The organism is Caproiciproducens galactitolivorans (genome assembly GCF_026672255.1).
GTDB lineage: Bacteria > Bacillota > Clostridia > Oscillospirales > Acutalibacteraceae > Caproiciproducens > Caproiciproducens galactitolivorans_A.
This window is the reverse complement of the sequence record NZ_JAPOHA010000002.1, coordinates 85,549-105,217: the sequence shown is the minus strand read 5'-3', so window position 1 is coordinate 105,217 and position 19,669 is coordinate 85,549. Positions and strand designations below refer to the sequence as shown.

Below are 19,669 nucleotides of genomic sequence, written 5' to 3'. Positions count from 1 at the left end.
CCTCTCTAATATGGCAATGTACTATATCCGCCATTATTATTTAACATTCTAGTAACATCCTTCCATGTTCTTAAAGATTTACTATTTCCACCGACTGCAGTTATTATTTCACCGTCTGCATTTGTAATTATAACATCATAATAATTTCCATTTTTCTTTGCATAAACCGTTTTTCCTCCTTCTTGATAAACTTTCTGAGAATAATTATTAATGAGATCATTTACTTTCTCATCAGTAAATCCTCTCTCCTTTAAACGTTGATCTCCGTGCCTTGTATTTTCAGATTTAGAAGCTCCATTTGCCTGCCCTTCCTTCTGAAACTTGGAAAAGTCATCTCTAAAGTTTTTAATCGAAACAGCGGATACGGATAGCCCTGCAGCGACTTCAAGTGCTCCCACTGCTGCAGCAGCGCCGGAAACGACCATTGCCGGAACACCTGCTACTGCGCCTGCACCAGTGACAGTAAAACCAGCGCCCACTCCCTCTCCAACGAGTCCAGCGGCAACTGCTATTAAACCGTTCGCAGCAATTTTTGTACCCACGATGGAACTCGTGATATCTCCAACAGCCCGCCCGCCATAATACCACTGTTTATCCAATACATATTGATCCGCTATCGCTGCTTGAAGCGCATCAAGGTCATGTTTGAATTCATACCTTGCAGACGTATCCGGGACCAAATGAAAAAATTCAGCAACTCCGAAGCCGGCATTCGCAAAACCTTCTACACAATTGCATACGGACGATACAGCCACGCCTTCAACGCCGCTTATAACTTTAGAACCAACGTTTACAATAAGGTCTCCGGCTTGTTTCAGAAAACTTTCCAAACCCTTTGCGTTCCCGATTACAGCGTATCCGATGAGCTCCAGCCAGTTTTCTTCGGCATTTGCGGATTCCATCATCTCGTGGAACCGGTTTGTATAATCGCTTGACATCTGGAAAAGCCGTGCTTCCGTATTGGCATACTGACTTTTTGAAGAAGAAATGAAGCTGCCCAACTCGTTCATTTCAGTATACAGCATTTCCATCTCTTTTTGAATATCTGCAATCGACCCGCTAATATTTCTTCTGCGCTTTATTTTCGGGTCTATACTGCAGAACACCCTGTTCATCGATGATTTTAAATCGCCCAATGTCAAGGCGACTGTTCTGATTTGTATAGCGCTGGAGTCGAGCCCGTCCAAATTTACTTTTATGGCGCTCAACTTTTCACCCTCTTTTTCTTTTCCTTCAAATAATTATATATTAGCATATTATTTGGGAATTGTATACCTGTTTTTTTAGAAGAGATATTGATATTTATATTTTACAGATTGTAAAATGAAGTGTGCAAGATAAAATGAGCAAAAATATAGCTCAAAATGAAACCTTCGTGTAGAATGAAGCTGCGAAGCAACATTCCGACGGAGGCAACATCATGAGCTACCATGATTACCACATATGAACGTGGACGTATTGAGCTTACAAAAAATTTGTTCCACATTAACTCCAGACCTTGTAAATGCCTTGGATGGAAATTGCCCATTCAAGTTTTTTACACGAACTGGCGCACTTACGATTCATCATTTCATCATTATTATAGTTCCGTGGTGATACTGCAGATATCTTCAATTACAATATTCTGCGTATCGCGCTGGAAACATAAATCCATTAAAACGTCCGGCTGTTTCAGAAGGCGCACAATCGGACGGGTAGGATTATTATCATTCTGCTTTACGATAATTGCGACTTCGCCATTGCTCAGCTTCACACAGGAGCCGATTGGGTACGGTGCAACTTTATTTAAAAAAGCTTTGACAATTGCGAGATCAAACGCAATACCGCTTGACCCCATAAGATATTCTATGGCTTCCGCGGGCGTCGACGGCTTTCGATACGGCCGGACGGAAGTCAATGCGTCGTAAACATCCGCAACGGAAATAATCCGTCCAAACAGGGGGATATCTTCTCCGGACAGCCCTCTCGGATACCCTGTGCCGTCATATTTTTCATGATGGGTAAGGATTCCTTCACAAATGGACTTATTTGCCAAATGATGCTGGATAAAAAACAGCGCACCCTTTCCGGGATGCTGCTTAACAATATTGAATTCTTCCTCTGTCAGCTTGGCCGGTTTGGCGATAATCGATATCGGAACCGCCATCTTTCCAATATCGTGTAAAAGGGCGCATAGCCCAAGGTCGTACAAGTCCTGTGTTTTCAGCCCCAGTTCCAACCCGATTGCAATGGACAAAATGGAAACCCCGAGGGAATGGTTATATGTATAATCATCGTATAATTTCAAATTTGCGATGCTAATTTTCGCTTCCACATTACATTTTAAAGAATTCACCAATTTTTTGGAGATGTTCATGGTCTGGTTAATGCTGCTCACATTTATTTTTTGAGCGCCCTGGTTAAACATTTTATAAACCTGCTGTACGCTTAAAAGCGCTTCCTGCCTTAGCTCCTTTTTAATCGGATACCGAATACTCTGTGAAGGGTTGCGGATCTTTTCTTTTTCTTCATTGGTATGAATATACGCTCCAAGAATATCAAACTCATGCAGCCTTTCAATATAAGCTTCTGATAATGTCTGCCCGGATCGCAGCATGATAATTCTTGATGTTACATTATTAAATAGATAGATATCTCTGTCTAAAATCATACCGGGTTTTAACTTATTGATTGGAACAAAGGCCATATCACATACCATCCCCTTTACATCCAATTTAAATATAATCATTCATACGTTCGCAGTTATTATTGTATATCATACCATACAAATCCATATTTCGTCAAAGCATATTCTATAAATTATTCCAGTTTTATTGTTTTTTAATATAACTTACTTAATTTTTTGTCATTTCAGTACGATATATGATTAAGAGCTTCATTATAACGAGTATATTATTCGTCAGGGAGGTACATAGCCATGATTGTCTCTAAGACAGGTTCAACGTCTACAAGCGCTACCACAACGTCTTCAAATAAGCGTTTGAGTGGTCTTGTTTCCGGATTGGATACGGATTCTCTGGTTAAACAGCTTTCAGCTGGAACACAAAATAAAATAGATAAACAAGCCCAGAGCAAACAAATTGCGCAATGGCAGCAATCGTCCTATCGTGAAGTAATAAAAGCGCTTACGGAGTTTCAGACAAAATATTTTTCAACGACTACAAGCGGCAGCAGCATTTTAAATCCCGGTTTCTTTACTTCCACAGCCATTAAAAATTCATCCCCTTTCCTGAATGTGACCGGAAATGCAAACGCTGCGAAAAATATGGTGGTAACCAAAATATCTCAGCTGGCACAGCAGGCGAGTTTTACTTCCATGCATAAAGCTTCCAATGAAGCGATTACTACAGGAGCCTTAAGTACTTCTTGGTCCCCCAACAACATCGCAGGAAGCACGATGACGATCAATTATGGCGGCAAAGATTATAAACTGACTTTAGACAGCAGTGTTGTTTTCAATTCAGGCGACAGTGTCAGTAAAATTACGGACGCCTTAAACGATGCGATTGCAAAAACCGACGGGCTGGCCGGCAAAGTCCAATTCAGTGTAGACAGCAATAAAGTAACCCTTACCGCAGACAGCAAGATTAGTATTACGGACGGAACGGAATCGCTTCTTTCCGGTTTAAATCTGAACAAGGGTGATTCCGGCAATACGATTAGTAGTCCTGTTGAAGCAAACACAGACTGCTTTTTTAAAAACACGCTGACCGCGGGTTCAACGCTGGATATTAAAATAGGAACTACCAGTTACACGCTTACCATTCCTAAAGACACCCAAATTTCTTCCGACCCCGCAACAGCAGCAAAGTCCCTTCAGGCAATATTAAGCGAAGCGATTCGGAGTAATACCGATGCAAGCGGAAAATTATCTGATTTACATGATAAATTGGATGTTACTGTAGATAACACTGGTGCAGTAACTTTTAAGACAAAAGATGGTGTATCCGACGCGCTTTCCATTACCGGCGGGAGCCAGAATCTGCTTCAGGGTCTTGGCCTGAAGCAGACGGATGGAACCATATCAAATTCCGGTACAGTCGACCGCAGCAAGCTGGTAAGCAGCTATTTGGGCGATACGCTTGCAGGTTCCACTCTTACTTTTTCTCTTGACGGTGTGAAAAAATATATCACCTTAGATGCAAGCGATTTGAACTCTGCGGACAACGACTATTCTACTCCGGAAAAACTTCAGGCATATTTACAGAAAAAGCTGACAGCGGAATTCGGAACAGCAAAAGATGCGAGTGGAGCCATTGTTAGCAAAGTAAACGTATCCATAAATTCCGGGAAATTGTCTTTTGAAACATACAAGGATACAACACAAAATGGTGTCGCTGTTGGAACTTCGGTCCTTTCGCTGGATACCTGTGACAAATCCGGCGTTCTTGGCACCAACGGCGCTCTGAAGGTATATGCCGGTGAAACCAACCGTATAAACACCAATAAAACGTTGGAAGATATCCAATCTAACCTCAGCACTCCGCTGCAAGCATCGGCTGACGGTACATATGGCATTATCATTAACGATCAGAAGTTTACCTTTAAAAAGACGGATACCATTGATACGGTTCTCAAGACGATCAATAATGATCAGCATGCGAACGTGAATATTACATATTCCAGTGTAAATGACTCTTTCAGCGTTGCAGCAAAGAACGGCGGTAGTGCCAGCCGTGTGGATATTAAAAATATAGACGACAAATGTAACCTTGCTGACACTCTCTTTGGTACTGTGCCTACAAAGGATACGAACGGGAATTATATCGAAAACAGCTCTGCATATAGCCTGACAAAAGGGCAGGATGCCAAGATGACCGTCAGCTTGGACGGAAATGCGAACAACGCAATTGAAATCACCAGATCGGAAAATAAATTTACGCTTGACGGGGTCAATTTTGAATTGCTCTCTACAACGGACACGACTGTTTCAGCAGATAAACCCATAAAGTTTACCGCAGACAGCCAGACGGATAAATTATACGATAAGATTAAGAGTTTTGTTGATGACTACAACAGCATCATTACTCTTTGCACCACCAAAATCAATGAGCGCCAAAGCGCTAACGACAAGTATCTGCCGCTGACGGACGATCAAAAAGCGCAAATGACGGAAACGCAGATTACGGAATATGAAAAGAAGGCCAAGGTTGGCATATTAAACAGCGATCCCCTTCTGAGCAATCTTTGCCTGAACCTTCGCAAAGCGATGACCGACCAGGTAGACTCCGTTAAGGGGGCCCTCTTTGAAATCGGTATTGCTACGAAAGCAAATGACTATTCCGGAAACGGGCAGATAACGGTTGACGAAACGAAGCTGAAAAACGCCCTGACGAATGATCCCGATAAGGTTGCCGCTCTGTTTACCGATTCCGACGGTGTCGCGTACAAGATGCAGAGTGTTATTAATGATAACATTAAAACCACCGGAGGAAGCGGACTGCTGGTTGCAAAAGCAGGCCTCGACAACAGCACAACATACGACAACAGTACACTGACGCAGAAAATCAGCGATTATACCAAAACAATTAAGGATTTGCAGACCCGGCTGAAGGATGAGCAGGATCGTTACTATTCAAAGTTCACCAAGCTGGAGCAGTACATCAGCCAAATGAATGCCCAGTCGGGCATATTCACGAATTTCGGTACTTCCTCATGATGTTCCGGATAATTTAACTTCAGGAGGAGCCTAAAAATGCCAATTGATCCTATTATGCAATACAAAGAACAATCCATTAATACAATGTCGAAAGGCGAGCAGCTTATAACGCTGTTCAACGAGGCGTTGAAGAATCTTCACTACGGTTCCATGATGCTGAAAGACAAAAATTATGAAACCGCTGAGAAATGCACGGATAAATGCAAGCGAATTTTCAGTTATCTTTCATCCATATTGGATTGGAATTATAGTATCTCAAAAGATTTATATGACTTATACTATTTTTTCAACCAGCAAATTATAAAAGCCGAAGTGAAACGTGATCCCTCTTGCTTAGATGAACTTGTTCCCTTGGTGGAAAATATGAGGGATACATGGGCGGAAGCGGAAAAGCTCTGCCATATGAAAAAATAAAGGGCCGGAAGAGAATTCCGCCCTTTCGGAGGCTTATAACTTATGGATGAAATCATTGCCTGTCTCGAGCAAAAGGTTCTTTTGCTGACAAAGATCTGGAATCTGACAAAGCAGATTGAAGTTCGCTGCACGCAGCAGGAAGTTGAGCTGGATCAGTTCCTCGAATTGCGCGGTATTTACATCGACAGGGTAAAGAAATGCAACAGCCTGATTCAGAAGCTGGCGAAAAATCTGCCGGCTGAACAGCAGGAGCATTTGGCCCGTCTGTTACAACCGGATGCGATTCAGGACGATCAATGCGGCAGTGATGAGGAACGGAAAATTTTGAAGCTCTCCCGCGACTGTGCGGATATCCTGCAAAAAGCGGGCGCGTTAGATCAGATTGCCCGTGAAACCCTGCAAAAGCAGTGTACGGAGCTGCAAGAGAAAATCAATCAGCTTCGCAAGGACGAGAAGGGCCAAAACATCTATAGAAATATAAATTAAGCATACAAAACACAAGTAAAGGCGTTCTTTCAATTCTAAAATTGAAAGAATGCCTTTACTTGTAATCCTTTTAAAACGTTTTAACTCCTTTTGAAAAGGATTTGACCACCATCCGCCCGTCCTCTGTATAAAAATAAACCGTTCGGCCGTAATTTAAACCCGTATCCTCCGCGCAGATTCGAATTTGAAGCTGCGCCAGAGAATTTTTAACAGATGCAATATTGCGCTGACCTATATTGCCGAAAGAGGAATCGCCTGCCACATCGAACATTTTTGCACCGCCCGCTATTTTCGCGATGATCCTCCTTCGGCTGCACCCCATTCTTTCCATCTGTTGTATCATGTCGGGAATACATGTATCGGCAAAGCGGTTTCGATTTTCTTTTGGATTACTTAAAGGAAAATTCGGCAGCATGATATGCCCTAAGCCGCCGATTTTCATAGCCGGATCATATAAGCATATGCCTACGCAGGAACCAAGCGCATAAGTTACCAGCGAATCATCATATTTTACGATCTTCATATCCGATATCCCAATTGTAAAAACACTACTCATAATGCAATACCCAATTTCTCCATTAATCTATTTAAGGAATCGATAGAAGGCACCAGCAGCATATTCGCTGTAACGTCTTTCTTTCCACTCAGGAAATCATCCTCGATAAAGATGATTTTATCGGAAACGGAACCCATTTCGATAGCCGGGACACTTAAAATAGCGCCGACCATATCGACGGTAATCGCGGGCACCGTTGTTTTTAAATTCATCTGTGACAGCGTGCCGATCGAACCGGTATACGCGGCGATCATAATATTTCCGAGTTCGGAAATAGCCGACAGCTCCATATCCGACAATTTATCGCAGCTGACCTCCTGAACGCCAAGCAGGGACGTCAGCACGGTTTTCGCAAAATCCTGTTCAATAATGAACATCATAATTCCTTCGATGTCGCCGCCCAGCTTGGACAAAATGCCTATAACCACGTTTTCCGGGCCGCCCAGCAGGTTGGCAGCATCGCTGATATCCAATATCTTAACAACCGGCGTCGTCATATCCACTTCCGTATTCAGCATCTGTGAAAGAGAAGTAGCGGCGTTTCCGGCCCCGATATTTCCTATTTCTTTCAAAACATCGATATGCATCTCATTGAGTTGTTCCAAATTTAAAATTGACATCTTATTCTCCATTCCGCCGCATTTCGGCTATAAATCAGAACAAGCTTCCGGCCTTTCGGCTGCATTGGGAAGCTGTCGTTTAAAAATCGGATGGCAAAACGGGGCTAAATACGATTTCATCTGCATTCGCATAAAATTTCATATTGCTGTAATCATTCATCAATGTAAGATTAAAAGGACCAATCGACATTTTCGTGCCGATATAAACAACGCTGGAACCGACAATTTTAAACTCGGAAAGGCTGTTTTTCTTTTCACTTGCTATTTTCAATTTATCCTTAATGCCCTGTACTTCGTCCGCCATTTTGGCTTTCTTAATAATTGCCGCCTTGATCATCTGGCTTTGCTTTTCCGGTTCCATCTGATTATCCGCTCTGATCTGCGCCCTTAAATCTGCAAATTTGCTTTGAAAATCCTCCAAGTCGTTTTTGGCATTGGTCAACTGCTGCTCCAGTGCTTCCATACTTTCTTCTTCCGAACCGATAACGAGCAGATCATTGAGTTTTGGCGATTGGATGGAAACTTTCGTCGCCTTGGAAGTTCCTGTTCCGATATTGTGAGCAACGATTTTTTGACCGGCTTCATATTTTCCACCGATTAAAGAGGCTTTGTTGCCTTTTAAAATGATCGACCCGCCTGCCGTCGCCCTGCAATTCATCAGTACATCTGCGTAAATATCCCCGTTCGCAGTTAAAACAGAATTTTCAAAATATTTACCGACAATGTTCCCGCCCGCTTTTAAAGAGCCCTTCCCCATCCCATTCATTCCGTTGGAAATGGTGATGTTTCCTTCCGCCTCGATAATGGCTCCCTCTGTCATTCCGTGAATGGAGATGTCTTTTCCCGCTTTCACGGAAAATCCTTCCCGGACGTCGCCCTGGACAATGATAGAGCCAATTGAATTGATATTTCCGGAAGCGCTGTTCACGTCGCCCCGTACAATAAAGACTTCACTTACATCAATTCTGGAAGATGTAAAATTAATGCAACCGTCCACTTCGGCGATCAACGCAAGCCCGTCTTCGGAGACAGCGGTATTAATTCCTCCCGGAAGCAAGGGGGAACGCCCCGGTTTAAAAGGAACCGTCCGATTAAAAACATCCGTTCCGTCTTTTCCGGGTACCGGAGGGGTAATCCGGCAAAGCTCTTCCCCCTTCGCAATATTTTTAACCATATCCAGATCTCGGAAATCTACGGTGCCGTCCGCCCTTTCCTTTGGGCGAAAATCCGTATTCGTACTGAAGTTATAGGTAATGGATCCGTCCTCACCGTCTACCGGAAGGTCTCCTTTTGCGCAAAGAAGCTCCGTGTAAAACTTTTTTGTTTCGCAAAAATCGCGTATGTCATCCTCACAGATGCCATACGTAATTCCTTTTTGCGTGAGGTAATCGACAACCTCATCGTATGTAACGACCTGATCGGCGTTGGCCGGCTTTACTCTTAAAAAGGCCAGCATACTGTCCACCGAAACGGTAAGATCAAACTGAGGCTTTGGCTCTTCTATTTGCGCTTCTTCTCCAGCCAGCTGCGAATCCAAACTCATTTTTATCGCTCCTCAATGTTCCATCTATTTTTTATCTTAAAGAATTTACGGTCTGCATAATCTCATCCGACATTTGTACGATTTTCGAATTAAATTGGAATGCCCTCTGATACCCCATCATAGAAGCCATTTGATCTGCGCTGTTAACGGAGGATTCTTCCAGAAATCCATTTTTAATTTCCGGATTTGTCACTACATTGGCTTTTCCGGATTCTGCGGTTTCTATAAAACAAGTATTACCCGTACGTATAAGCCCGTCTTCGTTTAAAAAGGAATAAACGCCGACGCTCGGGCTGTCCTTTTCGCTTGTTGCGGATACCGGCTTACCGCTGGCATCCAGCACATGATTCCCGACAGAATCAACGAGATAACCTTTTTCGTTTTCCAAGGAGATATGGAAATTTCCGCTGCGGGTATACTGCACCCCGTCTTTTGTCTGAACGGCAAAAAAGGCGTTTGGATCGATCAGCGCATAATCCAAAGCACGGCCGGTTTCTCTAAGAGAACCCTGTTCAAACTGCGTATCTGTCTTTTGAAGCTTGGTGCCGTGCCCGCATTTCAAATTTTCATTGCCGTCGCGGATATTGGTATACAGGAGATCGGAAAAGGTCGAACCGGACGCCTTGTAGCCGACCGTTGAAAGGTTCGCAACATTATTTGCCGTAACGTCCATGCCGTTTTGCAAATTGATGGTGCCGGTTGCCGCCGTATAGAAAGAATTAATCACGATCGTTCACCTCTGCCTTATAATTTTGCAATATTAGTCACCGAATTGGTAAGCACCTGATCATACATTTTTAACGCCTGGGAGCAATTCTGAAGATTCCGCTGCGCGGAAAGTGCACTCGTCATCTCTTCCGCCGCATTCACATTGGAACCTTCTACCATTTTCCAAAGGATACTGGGGTTTTGTATAAGAGTGGGCGCCCCGCCGTTGGAAGAAAACATTCCTTCCCCGCTGGCCCGCAAAGTATTGTAATCGGCAAAATTATAAACCGCAATCCTGCCGACGTTCTTCCCGTTTACCATCAGATTTCCCTGCTCATCCGCTGCCAATTGGTCGGTTCCCACTTTAATCGGGCCGTTACTTCCTAAAACCCGGCCGACATCTTTCAGAGCCAGGTAACCGTCCTTGTCGACGTTAAAGCTGCCGTTGCGGGTGTATACCGTGCCGTTTTCCCCCTGAACCGCAAAAAAGCCCTCGCCTTTAATCGCAAAGTCCAGTGACCGGTTGGTATTGCTTAAAACACCTTCCGTATGGATGGTGTTCGTTTTGTCCGCCACCGTTATCAGGCTCATATCTCCGATCTCTGTTTTCTGTGTATCGACTCGGTTAATCATCATTTTTCCAAATGTGGAAACAGAAACTTTTTTCTTTTTGTATCCGGGAGTTTCCAGATTCGCCAGGTTATTACTGATTCCGGTTAAAACCCTGCTCTGCGTCAGCATGCCGGAGCCGAGGGCGTAAAATCCTCTGTCCATCTTTTTTCCTCCTTACTGGTTTAGGTATTCCGCTAAATACTTCTTTAATTTGCGAAGTGCGCTGGAGTGAATCTGTGAAACCCTGGACTCGCTGATTCCCATTACACCCGATATTTCTTTAATTTTCAACTGTTCCTTATAATACAGCGAAATAACGATCTGCTCCTTATCATTCAGCAGTTTAATATCGTCCGCAAGAATGTCCTGAAGCTCCTTTTCGGCCACCACCTGCTCCGGCCCGTGAATGGAATCACTGGACTGGCTTACCTGAATATTTTCAACGCCCTTTTCATAGATCATCTCTTCAAAGGAAAGCATATTCAGCACACAGGTTTCCGCCTGCATCTTTTCAAAATCCGTCAGGCTGACTTTCAAATACTCCGCCATTTCTTTATCGGTGGGTCCGCGGCCTAAATGATGGCTTAAATCATTTTCCGCCTCACTGATATCCTTGGCAATGCGTTTCAGCCTTCTTGGAAAGCAATCCTGTTTCCGTATGTAGTCGATCATGGCACCGCGCACTTTGATGGAAGCATAGGTTTCAAACTTAACCTTCTTTTCCTCGTCAAATTTTTCTACCGCATCCAGCAGCGCGATAAGACCTTCGTTGACGATATCGTCCATATAATTAAAATATTGGTAGCGACCGACCGTTTTGAGCGCGATGCATTTTACGATGTAACTGTATTGTATGACAAGCAGATTTCGGACACCTTGATCTTTTGTCTGATGGTACTGCGCCCATAATTCCACTGTTGAAATCTGTTCTGTTTCTATATTTTTCAATTCAGCCGCCCCTCCCTTCAAACTTAAATTTCTTGCGGCCTGTTATTCAAGCACTACATTGGCAACCGCTTGAATCTGCACGTCGGAATTCAGCTCATTGAACGACAAAACAACCGCGTTGGGATAGAACTGCGCAAGCATTTTGCTGAAATAAATTCGCACAACAGGCGAAGTAAGAATAATCGGTACATTGATCACTTCTTTTACCTTGGTGATACAGTCAAGCAGCTTGGACACAATTTTCTGCGTTGTCTGCGGGTCAAGGGAAAGATAGGTTCCCTGATCGTTTTTGCTGATGGAATTTACAATCAGTCTCTCCACTTCGCTGTCCAGCGTAATAACCCTGATCTGGCCGCCGTCCGACCATTTGCGGGTAATCGTCCGTTTCAGGGACTGACGGACATATTCGGTTAAAATCTCCGGATCATGTACATTGACGGCATAGTCCGAAATCGTCTCGAGTATGGTTTCCATGTCCCGAATCGGGATGCCCTCTTTTAACAGGTTGCAAAGGATTTTTTGAAGGCCGGAAAAGGAAATCAAGTTGGGTATGACATCGTCCACAAGGGTGGAACCGGTCTTTTTGACGGTTTCCAGCAGCTGATTTAAATCCTGTCTGGAAAGCAGCTCATAGGCATGTCTGCGAACGGTTTCGGATAAATGGGTAACGACCACGGAAAGCGGATCGATTACGGTATAGCCGTAAATTTCGGCAATTTCCTTTTTGTCCTTGGTAATCCATTTACTCGGGATTCCGTAGGCCGGCTCGATGGTTTCAATTCCGTCGATAACGCCCGTAAGATTTCCGGGGTCGAGTGCCAGATAATAATCCACCAGAATTTCTCCCCGGCTGACTTCCTCCCCTTTAATCTTAATAACATACTGGTTCGGGTTCAGCATTCCGTTGTCGCGCAGGCGAACCGCCGGGATAACCATACCCATTTCCAAAGCAAACTGTTTCCGGAAGGTAACCAGTCTTTCGATAAAGCTGCTTCCGCTGTTTTCATCGACCAGGGGAATCAGGCTGTAGCCGAATTCCATTTCAATCGCGTCAATTTGCAGAAGATCATAAATATTGTCAATATTTTTATAATAGCTGGTTTCATCCTGTTCCGCGGCGGCCGTTTCCGGCACCTGGTTTTTCTGCCCCGCCACAGCGGCAGTTTCGTTCTTCTTCTTCAGACTGAAACCTGCCGCTAAAAGGGCGATTGCTAAAATCAGGATTTGCACAACCGGCATTCCCGGAATAAAGCAAAAGCAAATCAAGGTAAATGCCGCGATAATCATGACAATCGGATAAGACGAAAACTGTTTGGAAACATCCAGGCTCAGGCTGGAATCCGACGCGGCGCGCGTAACGATCATACCGGTTGCGGTTGAAATCATCAGCGCCGGCAATTGCGAGACCAAACCGTCACCGACGGTTGCAATCGAATAAACATTCAGAACATCGGCGAAGGAGCTTCCGCCCTGCACCATGCCGATAATGGTTCCGCCGATGAAATTGATAAACGTGATAATGATACAGGCAATGGCATCGCCTTTAACGAACTTGGTGGCACCGTCCATGGAACCGTAAAATTCCGCTTCGCGCTGGATGTCTTCTCTGCGCTGACGCGCCGTGGATTCGTCGATAATGCCTGAGTTCAGATCGGCGTCGATTGCCATCTGCTTACCGGGCATAGCATCCAGCTTAAACCTTGCGGATACTTCCGAAACACGTTCGGAGCCTTTTGTAATAACCATGAAGTTTACGATAACAATGATAATGAAGATAATAAAACCGACAACAACGTTTCCTCTTAAAACAAATTTTCCGAAAGTTTCAATAACCTGGCCTGCTTTTCCGGATTGGGTAAGAATGAGCCGTGTTGATGAAATGTTCAATGCCAGCCGAAAAATGGTGGTCATTAACAGCATGGAAGGGAAAATAGAAAACTGCAATGCGTTTTTAACATACATGGTCATCAGAAGGATCATAACGGAAAGGGATATGTTTATAATAAACATCATGTCCAATAAAAAAGGAGGCAGCGGAATGATGATAAATCCGATAATGAGGATTACAAAGATTGCCACTATGTTATTACGGATCTTCAATATCGCTTCGTCTCCTTCTTCAGTGAATAAACCCACGCCATAACCTCGGCAATAATCATGTAAAACTGCTCCGGAATTTCCCTGTCCACTTCTACGGTCTCATACAAAGCCCGGGCAAGCGGCCGGTTTTCTGTCATGGGAATGTTGTATTTTTCAGCAATGTCTATAATTCTCAGCGCCATATAATCCTGCCCTTTCGCGACAACAATCGGCGCGTTATTTTTATGAATATCATATTTCAGAGCAACTGCAAAGTGGGTTGGATTTCGAACGATAACATCCGCGGTGGGTACCTGCTGCATCATTCTCTGCATGGATATTTTTCGTTGTCTTTCCTTGATTTGTCCCTTAATAAACGGGTCCCCTTCGAGTTGTTTATATTCCTCCTTAATTTCCTGTTTTGACATGCGGATGTTTCTTTCGTATTCCCACCATTGGTACAGGTAATCCAGAGCCGCTATAAAAATAAAAGCAATGGAAAGCTGTATAACAATATCCATCAGCGAGTTCAGAATAAAAGAAACCGCCTGAAAAACATCTTCAAACATTAATTGCGTAAAGGATGCTGTTATTTTGATGAACGCGGAATATAAAACATAAAAAATAACAGAAATCTTTATGAGCGCTTTCACCAGTTCCGCTATGGAACGAAGGGAAAACAGCCTTTTCATCCCCTGAATCGGGCTGATTCTGGAAAATTTAAACTTTATATTTTCCTTGGAGATCTTTAGTTTCGTCTGCATGGCAGTCGCAATAATGCTTACCGCGATGGAAGTCAGCATAACCGGGCCCGCCAATAAAAGGACGGAAATCAGAATATCCCGCATGATATCGGTTGTAAAGGATTCAGAAAGCACAGGGACGGTTTTTACGTAAGTGATGTACTTAAAGATAAGGTTGGAAAGATAATGATAAATAAACGGAAAGATAATTTTTAAAATCGTAAAAAGGGCGAGAATGGAAAGCGCGCTGACCACATCGTTGCTTTGAAAAATATTACCCTTTTTTTGTTCGTCTTCTCGTTTTTTCGGGGTGGCTTTTTCTGTCTTGCTGCTGTCTGCCATGTCATCCCCCCCTTAAATCGGATGCAAGCCGATCCGAAGACTATTTCAGCATTGCAAAGACCTGACTGATATTATCGAACATCAAAGTAATCAATCTTTCAAGGAAGGTAGAAAGAGGCGGCACCATTATTAAAATAATGACAAAGCCCAGAATTACTTTCAGCTGTATGTTAATTACAAAAACATCAATCTGCGGTACGGCCCGCATAATCAGCCCGACGGCGATTTCCGCAATGAACTCCGCCGCCAGAACCGGAAGCGCCAGCTTAACCGCGTAAATCAGGATGAGGGAAAATAAGCTGACTAAATACTGTGTCGTTTCCGGTTTTAACTGAAACTGATCATAGGGAATCATCACGCTTAACTTCATAAAAATCTGGATCAGGGTCAGATGCCCGTTCACTGCAAAGAAGATCAGAATAAACATCAGATTCATGAAAGACGCGGACAGCGGCATGGAAACATTGCTTTGCGGATCGTAAATTTTCGACATGGATATACCGATCTGCATATCCATATTTTCGCCGCCGATCATGATTACAGATAAAAACAACTGGATGATATATCCCACGATATACCCAATCAACAGTTCCCTTAACAGGCTGATGCAGAGCACAAGGAAAGAGGAAATATGAATGGTCTGCGCAGGAATAAGATGATAGGAAAAAACCGAGAGCATAAGGGTAAGCCCGACTTTAAGGATGACCGGTAAGTTTCTTCTGCCCAGTATCGGGTTAAACAGGATACAGCCCGACATCCTCATAAATATAAAAAGCAGGAGGGTAAAATCATAGTCCATATTCATAAGAAGCTTATGATCACACCTTCCAACTATTTTAATCTTTTAATTTAATTTTGCAATCATGCGAAAGATATATAAGGTAAAATCATTCATTGTTTCAAACATCCATGGTCCCAAAATAACCAAAATTACGCCAATTGCCACTAACTTCGGTACAAAGGTAAGGGTCTGCTCGTGAATTTGGGTTGCAGCCTGAAAGATCGAAACAATCAGGCCCAATAAAATACTGACGATCAAAATGGGTGCAGCTACTTTCAGCGCAACAACCATCGCCGCCTGTAAAACCTCGTTGATCTGCGATATTGTCATAAGCAGCCTAATCCTTTCCTGTCTCGACTAAATATTAAAGCTTGAAGCCAGGGTTTTAAACAATAACCCCCAGCCGTCTACCAGTACGAAAAGCAACAGCTTGAACGGAAGAGAAATCATGGACGGGGGAAGCATAATCATACCCATCGACATCAGGGTGCTGGATACGATCATATCGATAATTAAAAATGGGATAAAGATCAAAAAGCCAATCTGGAACGCTCTTTTGAGCTCACTTGTCATAAAAGCGGGAATGACAACCGTAATGGATAATTCATTCACGGATTTTACCGGCTTGGCCTTTGAAAGATTTACAAATAAATTTAAATCTTCCTTCTTCGTGTTTTTCAGCATAAACGTCTTCATCGGAACGGCGGCCTTATGTAAGAATTGCTCCTGCGTTATTTTCTGTTCTTTATAAGGCTGATACGCCTGCGTATTCACATCATTGAGAACCGGCGTCATAATGAAAAGCGACAAAAACAGCGCAATTCCGATCAGAACCTGATTCGGCGGCGTTTGCTGCAATCCAAGCGCGTTTCTTAAAAAGGAAAGCACGATAATGATCCGGGTGAAGCAGGTCGTCATAATGAGAATGGACGGGATCAGCGCCAAAAGCGTGAACATCTCGATGATCTCAAGGGTATCCATACTCTTGCCGTTCACATTGATACCGACGGAAGCCGCGGAAGCCTGCAAAGGCAGAAGAAGAATCATCACGAGGGACAGTGTAACCAGAAGCAGAGCTTTTTTACCGATCTTATTTTTTTTCGTTTTTGTCTTCGGTACCGTCCGTTCTTCTGGCTTTACTGAAAATTGCGTCACTCAATTTCACATCCCATCCTGATTTTAACGTTGAATTTAAAGCGTCCAGAAAACGATCTTTGGGGACAGCTTCTGCAGCATTCATTTCCGACTCATCCAGTTCCTTCAGAATTTCAACCGAACTGTTCGAAAAACCGATAAGGTATAATTTTTTACAAACTTCAATAATTGCAAGGCCCTTGTCCTGTGATAAAGCTACGCGTTCTATTACTTTCATATTGTTTGAATTCGATATAGTGTTCACACGTTTGGCCATAAACTGGCTGAACCGGTAACAAAGATATAGAACCAAAACAATCGCGGCCAACGAAAAGAAGAGCGGCAATATATCTGAAGTAAAGCCAAGAAGCGGCAGGGCCGCCAAATGAAATCTCAACGCATTTCCTCCCCAACGACCAATCTCATCAGCCCAGGATTCCGTTTACGGTCTTCATGATACGGTCCGGTTTAAAGGGCTTTACGATAAAATCTTTTGCGCCAAGTTTCAGGGCTTCCACAACCATCGCTTCCTGGCCCATAGCGGAACACATAACCACTTTAACGGATTCATCCATTTCCTTCAGATTTTTTAATGCTTCAAGCCCATCCATAACAGGCATTGTAATATCCATCAGAATTAAGTCGGGCTTTTCCGCGGAATAAAGGGCAATCGCCTTTTCCCCGTTTTCGGCTTCCAGAATGTCCGTATAACCATTTTGCTGAAGGGTATTCTTAATCATCATTCGCATAAACGCCGCATCGTCGACCAACATAATCTTCTTACTCATTTCTGTTCCTCCTAATTTGCACCTTACAGTGCTATTTAAATTAATTTCATGATTTCGTTGTTGCTTAATACTTCTGTAATTCGCACACCATAAAAGTCGTCTACAACGACAACATCACCCTTTGCAATCGGTTTGCCGTTTACGAAGACGTCGACCTGCGAACCGGCTTGTTTATCCAATTCTACAATAGTTCCTGATGTAAAATCCAGAATATCTTTAATCGGCTTTTTAGTACGGCCGATTTCAACCGTAATTTGCAGCGGAACGGACATAATCATATTCAGGTTATTATTTTGATCGTTCGTTAATATGGTATCTTCCGCATCAAAACTTTGATACGCTACGCGTCCCACGTTATAATTTTGCTGCGGTGGTTCGGGACTCATCGCTGTTTCCATTGCAGGGGCCGGCCTGCTCACTGCCGGGGCCGGCTGCGGTTTTGGCTGTACCGGCTGCGGCCTGGAAGGTGCGGGCTGCGGCGGCTTCGGCGGAGCCGGCTGTGGTTTTGGCGGCGCCGGTTCTGCTTTCGGCGGTTCCGCTTCGGCGGGTGTGCCAAAATTAAAGGACCGGATCAGTTCTTTTGCCAGGCTGATCTTCATCAGGCTGATAAACTCACTGTTTACCACATCGCCGATCATCAGATTGAAATGCACCGTAACAACGGTTTCTTCCGTTTCAAAATACTTGCTTTTAAACTGCTCGGAATTACTGATCTGGAAAGAAGTCGGGGGCGATATATTAATCGCCATGTTCAAAAACTGAGAAAGCGCCGTTGCGGAAGCACCCATCATCAGGTTCATTACCTCACAGATTGCTCCGATACTCATTTCATCCATTACGAATTCCTGTTCGGAATAATCCGTATGAAGCAGCAAACCGACGATCACTTTTACATCGGATTCTTTTAAAATCAAAATATTCTTACCGTCTAATCCGCTTACGTAATTTATTTCTACCGCAATAGCCGGTTCCATTGATTCAAAATGAACATCCTTCGACGGCATCACTTCAACGCGGGGTGTTGTAATATTTACACGCTGTTCCAGCATTTCCGAAACGGAGGTTGCTGAAGAACCCAAACTGATATTCAGTATTTCTCCTATAGCGTCAATGTCCATAGCAGAAAATATTTCTTCATTATTCGGCTCCATAGAAATCACCTTTCTTCATTTATTGTAGAGATTTGTTGATTTTAACGGCGTATTTTTTCTGCTTTGTTCCTATAACGCCTGTGAACCACGGCAAGCTCTCTACTTCCAGGACAATTGAATCTTTATCCACTTGCGTATTGAGTGGAATAATATCTCCTGCCTGCAAGCTGAGCAAATCTTTCAGGCTGATTTCTGTTTTACCTAACATCGCGCTAATATTAAGCGGAGAACTTTTCAGGCTGCGCATAATTCCAAGCTTACGCTGCTCCTCCAACACAGGATCTTCTTTTTTGGGCAATTTCACGTATTTGGAATTGAAAACACGGAACACCTCGTCAAGAGAGGAGGCCGGAAGGCAAATATTCATATTTCCTTTTAGATTTTCAATCGTAATTTCAATTGCGATAATCGCGACTGCTTCGTCGGGCTGTACCAGCTGCATCAGTCTGGAGTTCGTTTCAATCATATCCAATGTGTGATGGATTTCCATATAGTTGCTCCATGCATTATCCATCAGGGGCAATACCTGCTTAAAAACATATTCCAATAAAGAAAGCTCAATGTCGGTATAATCTCTCTCGATATCATACCCCATGCCGTTTCCACCCAGCAAACGATCCATTATGGAGAAAGAAATCTGACGGGACAGTTCAATTAAAACGGGTTTGTCATCGATTTTGTTTTCTTCGCTATGCATTCCAATGATAGCGACCAGTATGGAGTCGCCAAGGGCGTTGTTGAACTCGCGGAACTCTTCCTCTTCCACCTGCAAAATTTCCATTTGACAGGTAGAGCGAAGCATTCCCGCAAGCTGAAGACTGAACATTCTTGAAACACTGTCAAAAACATTGTCCAGCAGCTTCAACTGCTCCCTTGTAAACTTCTTGGGGGACATAAAGTCATATTCTTTTATTTTAGGACCTGTGGTTTGTTCTTCGATTTCATTAAAGTCTACATGTCCGCTTTGCAGGCTCCCCAATAACTCATCAATTTGCTTTTGAGACAATACTTCTGCCATAGGACCTCCTACTCCCGCATATTAAAATTTAAAAGGCGTCCTATTCTATGCGGAAAACAAAACGCCGGATTGCGCATAGTTCAATGG

20 protein-coding genes are annotated in these 19,669 nt (G+C 43.5%); 3 read left to right on the top strand and 17 right to left on the bottom strand.

The features are described from left to right. Positions 1-5: 5 nt before the first annotated feature. Positions 6-1,208 (bottom strand): hypothetical protein, encoded by a 1,203-nt coding sequence (locus tag OUY18_RS02145; RefSeq protein ID WP_268057066.1) that lies wholly within the window; start codon positions 1,206-1,208, stop codon positions 6-8. Between the two features lie 371 nt (positions 1,209-1,579). Continuing rightward, entirely contained in the window at positions 1,580-2,686 is a 1,107-nt protein-coding gene (locus OUY18_RS02140) for an HD-GYP domain-containing protein (RefSeq protein WP_268057065.1), read from the bottom strand. Positions 2,687-2,917: 231 nt separating this feature from the next. On the opposite strand from OUY18_RS02140, the gene fliD reads away from it, so the two are divergent. Genes fliD through OUY18_RS02125 form a run of 3 tightly spaced genes read left to right on the top strand, consistent with a single transcriptional unit; the run spans position 2,918 to position 6,559 of the window. After that, a complete protein-coding gene (gene fliD, locus OUY18_RS02135) occupies positions 2,918-5,659 on the top strand; it encodes a flagellar filament capping protein FliD (RefSeq protein ID WP_268057064.1) in 2,742 nt (913 codons plus the stop codon). 36 nt (positions 5,660-5,695) lie between these two features. Then, a complete protein-coding gene (gene fliS / locus OUY18_RS02130) occupies positions 5,696-6,073 on the top strand; it encodes a flagellar export chaperone FliS (RefSeq protein WP_268057063.1) in 378 nt (125 codons plus the stop codon). Positions 6,074-6,115: 42 nt separating this feature from the next. Then, entirely contained in the window at positions 6,116-6,559 is a 444-nt protein-coding gene (locus OUY18_RS02125; RefSeq protein WP_268057062.1) for a hypothetical protein, read from the top strand. A gap of 70 nt (positions 6,560-6,629) precedes the next feature. Here the strand turns inward: OUY18_RS02125 and OUY18_RS02120 are convergent, their stop codons facing one another. The 15 genes from OUY18_RS02120 to fliM all read right to left on the bottom strand — a co-directional run bounded on the left by OUY18_RS02120 (position 6,630) and on the right by fliM (position 19,582). After that, a complete protein-coding gene (locus OUY18_RS02120) occupies positions 6,630-7,082 on the bottom strand; it encodes a chemotaxis protein CheD (RefSeq protein ID WP_268057061.1) in 453 nt (150 codons plus the stop codon). A gap of 29 nt (positions 7,083-7,111) precedes the next feature. Next, entirely contained in the window at positions 7,112-7,735 is a 624-nt protein-coding gene (locus OUY18_RS02115; RefSeq protein WP_268057060.1) for a chemotaxis protein CheC, read from the bottom strand. Between the two features lie 79 nt (positions 7,736-7,814). Then, entirely contained in the window at positions 7,815-9,278 is a 1,464-nt protein-coding gene (locus OUY18_RS02110; RefSeq protein WP_268057059.1) for a DUF342 domain-containing protein, read from the bottom strand. Between the two features lie 31 nt (positions 9,279-9,309). Continuing rightward, positions 9,310-10,005, bottom strand: a complete 696-nt coding sequence (locus OUY18_RS02105) for a flagellar hook-basal body protein (protein ID WP_268057058.1) — start codon at positions 10,003-10,005, stop codon at positions 9,310-9,312. A gap of 17 nt (positions 10,006-10,022) precedes the next feature. After that, positions 10,023-10,760 (bottom strand): flagellar hook-basal body protein, encoded by a 738-nt coding sequence (locus OUY18_RS02100; RefSeq protein ID WP_268057057.1) that lies wholly within the window; start codon positions 10,758-10,760, stop codon positions 10,023-10,025. Positions 10,761-10,772: 12 nt separating this feature from the next. Continuing rightward, entirely contained in the window at positions 10,773-11,546 is a 774-nt protein-coding gene (locus OUY18_RS02095; protein ID WP_268057056.1) for a sigma-70 family RNA polymerase sigma factor, read from the bottom strand. Positions 11,547-11,588: 42 nt separating this feature from the next. Next, positions 11,589-13,646, bottom strand: a complete 2,058-nt coding sequence (flhA, locus tag OUY18_RS02090) for a flagellar biosynthesis protein FlhA (RefSeq protein WP_268057055.1) — start codon at positions 13,644-13,646, stop codon at positions 11,589-11,591. Continuing rightward, complete coding sequence (flhB, locus tag OUY18_RS02085) at positions 13,643-14,710, bottom strand: flagellar biosynthesis protein FlhB (RefSeq protein ID WP_268057054.1); 1,068 nt, start codon at positions 14,708-14,710, stop codon at positions 13,643-13,645. The genes flhA and flhB overlap by 4 nt, the downstream gene beginning before the upstream one ends. Before the next feature lie 40 nt (positions 14,711-14,750). Continuing rightward, complete coding sequence (locus OUY18_RS02080; protein WP_268057261.1) at positions 14,751-15,509, bottom strand: flagellar biosynthetic protein FliR; 759 nt, start codon at positions 15,507-15,509, stop codon at positions 14,751-14,753. A 45-nt stretch (positions 15,510-15,554) separates the two neighbouring features. Further along, entirely contained in the window at positions 15,555-15,821 is a 267-nt protein-coding gene (gene fliQ, locus OUY18_RS02075; RefSeq protein WP_268057053.1) for a flagellar biosynthesis protein FliQ, read from the bottom strand. A gap of 27 nt (positions 15,822-15,848) precedes the next feature. Further along, positions 15,849-16,538, bottom strand: a complete 690-nt coding sequence (gene fliP / locus OUY18_RS02070) for a flagellar type III secretion system pore protein FliP (RefSeq protein ID WP_268057260.1) — start codon at positions 16,536-16,538, stop codon at positions 15,849-15,851. Positions 16,539-16,581: 43 nt separating this feature from the next. After that, positions 16,582-17,022, bottom strand: coding sequence for a FliO/MopB family protein (locus tag OUY18_RS02065; protein WP_268057052.1), 441 nt, complete (start codon positions 17,020-17,022; stop codon positions 16,582-16,584). A 28-nt stretch (positions 17,023-17,050) separates the two neighbouring features. Next, on the bottom strand, positions 17,051-17,413 hold the full coding sequence (locus OUY18_RS02060; protein ID WP_268057051.1) for a response regulator: 363 nt from the start codon (positions 17,411-17,413) through the stop codon (positions 17,051-17,053). A gap of 35 nt (positions 17,414-17,448) precedes the next feature. After that, the gene (gene fliY, locus OUY18_RS02055; RefSeq protein ID WP_268057050.1) at positions 17,449-18,564 is read right to left on the bottom strand and encodes a flagellar motor switch phosphatase FliY; all 1,116 of its coding nucleotides are present in this window, start codon (positions 18,562-18,564) and stop codon (positions 17,449-17,451) included. 19 nt (positions 18,565-18,583) lie between these two features. After that, entirely contained in the window at positions 18,584-19,582 is a 999-nt protein-coding gene (gene fliM / locus OUY18_RS02050) for a flagellar motor switch protein FliM (protein ID WP_268057049.1), read from the bottom strand. Positions 19,583-19,669 lie beyond the last annotated feature (87 nt).